Origin of the sequence: Acinetobacter sp. YH12208 (genome assembly GCF_013418055.1) — a bacterium.
Taxonomy (GTDB): domain Bacteria; phylum Pseudomonadota; class Gammaproteobacteria; order Pseudomonadales; family Moraxellaceae; genus Acinetobacter; species Acinetobacter pseudolwoffii.
Window position 1 is genome coordinate 1 of record NZ_VPCT01000033.1, and the last position, 6,982, is coordinate 6,982.

Below are 6,982 nucleotides of genomic sequence, written 5' to 3' on the forward strand. Positions count from 1 at the left end.
AGCAGTTTTTTGGGGTTAAGGGGATACCCCTTACGCAAACTTTGACTTGGATGAAATCCAAGTCGTAAGTGCGCATTTCATGAAAAACACGATAGCATATAGCCCGCTTGAATTTCAATTCATAGGGTTTTATGCTTGAGTGGTTTTCTATATCCCGAAATTAACCGTTATGACAAAATCTGCTGAAAATATCGAAAAGAAAATTGAAGCCCAATTAGAAAAGTTGAAACAGTTAAAAGCTCAAAAACAGGCTATTGATGCAAGAGAAAAAACCAAGCAAAAGGAACAAGAAAGAAAGGACGATACAAGACGTAAAATTTTGCTCGGTTCTTACTTAATTAAAAAGATGCAATCTAATGAAGCCAATAAAGAAAAAATACTCGCTGAACTCAACGAATATTTAACAGAAAATAGAGATAGACAGCTTTTTGATTTGCCCGATATTGAAGCCTAATTTTTCTTAGCTGTTTGGTTGTTCTGTTCGGCTTGATACTCGGGAATGAGCGTATTTAAAACCTTTTGAATATTGTCTTTGTCCTCTATCTGCAAATTATCTCGATAGTAAATTAAGTCCTGTATTTTGCTTTCCATCTGCATTTTTTTGGTGGGTTCTGCATTTTTGGATATTCGAGATAATAGGAAGATATAACCGCATATATTTTCCCTCGCAATTTCATAATTTACGATGTCGAGGTATTCAACGGTCACATGTTTTAGATCAGTTGATAGGTTGTTTAATTTAATCATGGCTGAAATCCTGATTTTTCTAATATTGGATAAAGCTCTCTGAATTTTTCAGGCTCTAAAAGCATATCTGCTATACGGATAGCAAATTGTTGGTAGCTTTCTGTACCTTGTGAATATTTCCCCATTTCAGGCATTTCTGACATTTTATTGGCAAATAAATGGCGTTGTGCATCGGTCATTTTGACAAAAAAGTCAGGTGTGTTTGGGTCACGCTTAGAATCTAATTTTTTCGGCTGTGATTTTTGCTTAAACTTAAATGAAAAACCAATAATTGAACGACCACGTTTGTGTTGTTCATACTCTGCTTTTATATCTGTGTACTCATTAATTTGATCAATGGCAAGGTGTAAAACTTTTTCTTTAAATTGCCCCATTCTCTTGTATTCGTTGGGTTCTATGCCTAATTTTAATCTTAGCTCTTCTAGCTCTACCATAGTCACTTTGCCTGTACTACGCCATGCGATAAGCAACTCATACAAGCGTATAGCGTAAACACTAGTTAAACTGCTGACTTGCTCTAGTTCATAACTGGTGAAGTGTTTTTCTAAATTTGTAATCAACGGTACAACATCATCAGAAAACTTAATACGAACAAGAGCTTCATTTTCTACATAAGATATTCGTTGTACCCATCGACTTATTACATTCTCAATGTTGCCCTTTTGAGTCAGCTTTTGATAGCTAAATCTACGATCAAATAGGCTTTTGCAAGCATCTTTAAGAACTTTATAGGCTGTATTTCTATGAACATTGAAATGGTTGATATAGCTTTCAGCATGAATCGTCAAATCTTTATCATTGGGTGTATTTGATTGCCTAGCTTCAAGTATGGCTAACAGTATTAAACGTTGTTCTGATAGGTCTAAATTATAACTGGCATTTATTAGTGCATTATCTTTAACGACTAGTTCCTTTTTCATAAGCACACATGTTTTTTAAATATATAAGTACACTCTATTTTATTGAGTGTCACTTTGCAAGATAAAGGTGTACTTATTGCAAGATAAAGGTGTACTTATTGCAAGATAAAGGTGTACTTATTGCAAGATAAAGGTGTACTTATTGCTATTTTTATTCTTATATATCAATTAATTGTAGAGGCTAAAAATTAAAAAATTAAAAAATATTAAAAAGAGGGGAGTGCTTAAAACTGCCCTATGTACTCGCTAAAGCTCGTACTCTATTGAAGCTCGTTCCTCGCTTCATGGGGCAGTTTTTGGTTAATCCTGTTTATGAAATCTAAAAGCAAAAGCATTGGTAATGTATTCGCTTCGCTCATACTTTTTGAAAAGCAAAAGCTCCAAAGTTCGCACCCATTCGGGATGCTCTGTAACTACCGTTTAAAATCGAAAGGGAGCTTGTAATCAGAGAAAAAGCGAGGTCGAAATTTTGATGATGCTCAATCGCTCGTAGACACTCGCTCGGTTCTTATTATCTAGGTTTTAATTATTTACTGGAGCTAATCAAAGTTGTGAAACATTGATGAAATATTAGTCGTGGAACGTGAAGAATCATAAAAAAAGCCCGAGCATGACGTTTCGGGCTATTAAGTATTGACTATAACATTGAAAGATAATGAAAATATCTAAGCATTTCGGATAAGGTGTATTATGTTAATTTTAGAAAATCTTCACTACTATTATTTTAAAATAAGCCTTATATCCAAGCATAAAACAAGGTTGTCTAGACTTCTTTTAACAGTAAAGTTATCATAAAACTGAATTTTATTTTTTAGGTAAGTTTATGCATTCTATCCGCATTCGTTAAGACACAACTATTTGCATAGTGACACTATTTTATAATGGTGGGCTTTTGTTGTGTCTTTAAGAATATATGCGGATATATAAAGTAAAAGTATGCTTAATTTATAAGTATGCTTTTAGTGCATAGTTTCCAGTTATAACTTAATTGACTAGCTATTTGTCCACCCTGTGGATGAATAGCTTTTTTTTTGGGAGGACACTGTGATGCTAGCTTTTGTTTTCACCTAAATCCTGTTTGCTGCATAAAAAATTTCAAGAGCTAAACAGGAGTAAATAAAAATGAGTTTAATTATTAAAGCGAGAAACATACGCTTGGATTATGCTGGGCGTGATGTTTTGGATATTGATGAATTGGAAATTCACTCTTATGACCGTATTGGTCTTGTGGGTGATAACGGAGCAGGAAAGAGTAGTTTACTCAAAGTACTTAATGGCGAAATTGTTTTAGCCGAAGCGACATTACAGCGTTTTGGTGATTTTGCACATATCAGCCAACTGGGCGGAATCGAAATAGAAACGGTCGAAGACCGGGCAATGTTATCTCGCCTTGGTGTTTCCAATGTACAAAACGACACAATGAGTGGCGGAGAGGAAACTCGTGCAAAAATTGCTGCCGCATTTTCCCAACAAGTACATGGCATTCTAGCGGATGAACCAACCAGCCACCTTGATCTCAATGGAATAGATCTACTTATTGGTCAACTTAAAGCATTTGATGGAGCATTACTTGTTATCAGTCATGACCGATATTTTCTTGATATGGTTGTAGACAAGATATGGGAGTTAAAAGACGGTAAAATTACGGAATATTGGGGTGGTTACTCGGATTACTTGCGTCAAAAAGAAGAAGAGCGACAACACCAAGCCGTAGAATATGAGCTGATGATGAAGGAACGGGAGCGATTAGAATCTGCTGTGCAAGAAAAACGCCAGCAAGCTAATCGATTAGACAATAAGAAAAAAGGAGAAAAATCCAAAAACTCTACCGAAAGTGCTGGACGACTTGGGCATGCAAAAATGACTGGCACCAAGCAAAGAAAACTGTATCAGGCAGCTAAGAGTATGGAAAAGCGTTTGGCTGCATTAGAAGATATTCAAGCACCAGAGCATTTGCGTTCTATTCGTTTTCGTCAAAGTTCAGCCCTAGAACTGCACAATAAGTTCCCGATTACGGCAGATGGTCTGAGCTTAAAATTTGGTAGCCGTACTATCTTTGATGACGCTAACTTTATAATACCGCTTGGCGCTAAAGTCGCTATAACTGGATCGAATGGAACAGGGAAAACGTCCTTGTTAAAAATGATATCAGAACGTGCTGATGGATTAACCATATCTCCAAAAGCTGAAATTGGCTACTTTACACAAACAGGATATAAATTTAACACGCATAAATCTGTGCTCTCCTTTATGCAGGAAGAGTGCGAGTACACAGTTGCGGAAATTCGTGCAGTATTGGCTTCAATGGGGATCGGAGCGAATGATATTCAAAAAAACTTATCCGACTTATCGGGAGGTGAAATCATCAAACTGCTTTTATCCAAAATGCTTTTAGGAAAATATAATATTTTGCTTATGGATGAACCAGGAAACTATCTTGACCTAAAAAGTATTGCCGCATTAGAAACAATGATGAAGTCCTATGCAGGAACTATTATCTTCGTATCTCATGACAAGCAATTGGTCGATAATATTGCTGACATTATCTACGAGATCAAAGACCACAAAATCATCAAGACTTTTGAGAGAGATTGTTAATGATAGCCAATCTAATCCGAACATTAATTATTGAACTCTTTAAAGGAAATTAAAAATGACAATTCAAGATATTCAATCACTTGCTGAAGCACACGGCTTGTTGCTTACGGACAAAATGAATTTCAATGAAATGGGCATTGATTTTAAGGTCGTTTTTGCTCTTGATACAAAGGGGCAACAATGGTTGCTGCGTATTCCTCGTCGTGATGGCATGAGGGAACAAATCAAGAAAGAAAAACGCATTTTAGAATTGGTAAAAAAACATCTTTCTGTAGAGGTTCCTGATTGGAGAATTTCATCTACAGAATTAGTGGCTTATCCCATACTTAAAGATAATCCTGTTTTAAATTTGGATGCTGAAACCTATGAAATAATTTGGAATATGGACAAAGATAGCCCGAAATACATAACATCTTTGGCAAAAACCTTATTTGAAATCCATAGTATTCCTGAAAAAGAAGTTCGGGAAAATGATTTGAAAATTATGAAACCTTCAGATTTAAGACCTGAAATAGCAAACAATTTGCAGTTAGTAAAATCTGAAATTGGTATAAGTGAGCAATTGGAAACCCGCTACAGAAAATGGTTGGATAATGATGTTCTATGGGCAGATTTCACCCAATTTATACATGGCGATTTATATGCTGGGCATGTACTAGCTTCAAAGGATGGAGCTGTTTCAGGCGTTATTGATTGGTCAACAGCCCATATAGATGACCCAGCGATTGATTTTGCTGGGCATGTAACTTTGTTTGGAGAAGAAAGCCTCAAAACTCTAATCATCGAGTATGAAAAACTAGGGGGTAAAGTTTGGAATAAACTATATGAACAGACTTTAGAAAGAGCAGCGGCCTCTCCTTTGATGTATGGTTTATTTGCCTTAGAAACTCAAAATGAAAGCCTTATCGTTGGAGCAAAAGCTCAGTTGGGAGTTATATAATTTAAAAATATGATTGCTGAGAACTGCCTTGTTTTGAAACTTGGTTGGCTTTAATTAGTTTTTAGTATTCTTTATAGAAAATGCCTCGATCAAGGGGCATTTCTAACAATCATTTAACATAAAATTTCATATACGAAATTCGGGTGTTAGAACCCATTCAAAGTGTACTCATCAGTACACTTTGAAATTTTGATATAAAAAATTTAACATAAAATCTCATATACGAAATTCGGGTGTTAGAACCCATTCAAAGTGTACTCATCAGTACACTTTGAAATTTTGATATAAAAAATTTAACATAAAATCTCTTATACGAAATTTCAGCTCGATGCTTTGAAACATGGCTTTAGCCATGTTTCAAAGTCGGGCAACTTTGCGCTTGCTGTAATCTGATCAGTAATGAGAAAAACCAAGCAAAGTACCGATCATCTAGTATTTTTTAGGGTCGATCTGACACCAGTCATAGGTTTTTTCTTTGACGTTATTTGGTTGGAATGAGTAACACGGCTTTTTCGTCATGATTCTGACGAGTGTTTCTCCATCATCAACTTTGATTTGAAGTGCATATTGTTCTAATGCTTTCTTATCTGCTCTGCGCTGTTGAATTTCATCAAGGCTTGGAACATACAAAAATATAGCCAAAAGCAATACGAGAACCAAAGCCACAAAAGTACTGGCAAAAAACAGGATAAATTTTGCATTTAGTTTAGCTGTAACTTGGTTTAAATGCTGAATACTGTTGTTCAATGCGCCTGTATGCTTCTTATTTGCGTTTTCTAGCGACTTTTCAGCCTTATTGAGCACTCCGCTAGCCACTTCGTTGTAAAACGTCTCTAATCGCTTGTTATCGTCTGCTATGGCTTCTCTGTATTCCTTCATAGATGCCAATAGAATATATAACTGATCGTCTAGGTCTAAATCATCATTTTGGTTACTCATCGTGACCATCCATCATTATCTAAATCTCGTGATGCCTTACGATTTGCTTGTTCGGCTCGTTGTTTATCTAATTCTTGCTGTCGCTTCATTTCCGCTTGGCGTTCCAGTTCTAGGCGTTTGCTTTCTTGGTTCTTCTGCCATTGCTCAAAACCTTGATCGACACGGTTTAAACCACGCTGTAAAACGCTCTCTTTCTGCTGTTTCTGTTGGTCAAGTTGTTGGGTATTCTGCTGTTTGACGTTGTCATTGAAACGGCTAATTTCAGTGTCTATGCCTTGTCTGCGTAATTGAGTGACTTTGGTGCCTTCATGGATGGTGGCTTGTAGTCCGTTGTTCTGATCGGCATAGCTGCGGTGATCTATTTTTTCTCGGTAGCCTGCACGTTCCAATGCTTTATTGGCTAACTCTGCCCATGTTTCTCTAATTTGCTTAATGTCTTCTTGGGTTGTCCCCATACCAAGGCTTTTTCGTTTGGCGTTGCTGAGTTCAATATCGGTTTTGGTGGTCAGAGTGAGTTTTTTGTCTGCGTCCAATTCGGCTTTTCGGGTTGTGAGCATGATATGGGCGTGATGGTTTTTATCATTACCGCCTTTACTCGGTTCATGGATGGCTAAATCTGCGATTACGTCATAGCGATCAACTAAGGACCTGGCAAAGTCTTTTGCCAAGTCCTTACGTTGATCAGCGTCTAATTCATCAGGCAGGGCAATCACCCATTCTCTAGCGGTTCGGGCATCTTTGCGGTTCTCGGTTTTTTCTGCCAAGTTCCAAAGTTCGCCACGGTCAATTTCAATATCTAAATTAGAGATAATTTCAGAATGGGCGACACCGTCTTTTC

The 6,982-nt window shown here is 36.8% G+C and carries 7 protein-coding genes; 3 read left to right on the forward strand and 4 right to left on the reverse strand.

Features of this window, described 5'->3' with window-relative positions:
- Positions 1–169 precede the first annotated feature (169 nt).
- On the forward strand, positions 170–454 hold the full coding sequence (locus FTU95_RS14445) for a hypothetical protein (protein WP_004856445.1): 285 nt from the start codon (positions 170–172) through the stop codon (positions 452–454).
- On the opposite strand, the gene FTU95_RS14450 is transcribed toward FTU95_RS14445, so the two are convergent.
- Together FTU95_RS14450 and repM are read right to left on the reverse strand one after the other, a co-directional pair.
- Entirely contained in the window at positions 451–747 is a 297-nt protein-coding gene (locus FTU95_RS14450) for a hypothetical protein (RefSeq protein ID WP_004856442.1), read from the reverse strand. The two genes, FTU95_RS14445 and FTU95_RS14450, sit on opposite strands and share 4 nt — an antisense overlap.
- Positions 744–1,667 carry a replication initiation protein RepM gene (repM, locus tag FTU95_RS14455; RefSeq protein WP_004856439.1) on the reverse strand — a complete coding sequence of 308 codons (924 nt, stop codon included), beginning with the start codon at positions 1,665–1,667 and terminating at the stop codon, positions 744–746. Before repM ends, FTU95_RS14450 begins: the two co-directional genes overlap by 4 nt.
- 1,122 nt (positions 1,668–2,789) lie before the next feature.
- On the opposite strand from repM, the gene msr(E) reads away from it, so the two are divergent.
- Positions 2,790–4,265: an ABC-F type ribosomal protection protein Msr(E) gene (msr(E), locus tag FTU95_RS14460; RefSeq protein WP_000052512.1), complete on the forward strand. Its 1,476-nt coding sequence runs from the start codon at positions 2,790–2,792 to the stop codon at positions 4,263–4,265.
- 55 nt (positions 4,266–4,320) lie between these two features.
- A complete protein-coding gene (locus FTU95_RS14465) occupies positions 4,321–5,205 on the forward strand; it encodes an Mph(E) family macrolide 2'-phosphotransferase (RefSeq protein ID WP_000155092.1) in 885 nt (294 codons plus the stop codon).
- A gap of 429 nt (positions 5,206–5,634) precedes the next feature.
- Here FTU95_RS14465 and FTU95_RS14470 read toward each other — a convergent pair whose 3' ends face one another.
- Positions 5,635–6,144, reverse strand: a complete 510-nt coding sequence (locus tag FTU95_RS14470) for a hypothetical protein (protein ID WP_136144375.1) — start codon at positions 6,142–6,144, stop codon at positions 5,635–5,637.
- Positions 6,141–6,982, reverse strand: an 842-nt coding sequence (locus FTU95_RS14475) for a MobA/MobL family protein (RefSeq protein WP_180078855.1), incomplete at its 5' end; no start/stop codon positions are given. The genes FTU95_RS14475 and FTU95_RS14470, both read right to left, overlap by 4 nt.

Bases quoted from the DNA above. Each gene is read 5' to 3' on its own strand.
- FTU95_RS14450 (WP_004856442.1), bottom strand. From the start codon at position 747: ATGATTAAATTAAACAACCTATCAACTGATCTAAAACATGTGACCGTT.
- FTU95_RS14465 (WP_000155092.1), top strand. From the start codon at position 4,321: ATGACAATTCAAGATATTCAATCACTTGCTGAAGCACACGGCTTGTTG.
- repM (WP_004856439.1), bottom strand. From the start codon at position 1,667: ATGAAAAAGGAACTAGTCGTTAAAGATAATGCACTAATAAATGCCAGT.
- FTU95_RS14445 (WP_004856445.1), top strand. From the start codon at position 170: ATGACAAAATCTGCTGAAAATATCGAAAAGAAAATTGAAGCCCAATTA.
- FTU95_RS14470 (WP_136144375.1), bottom strand. From the start codon at position 6,144: ATGAGTAACCAAAATGATGATTTAGACCTAGACGATCAGTTATATATT.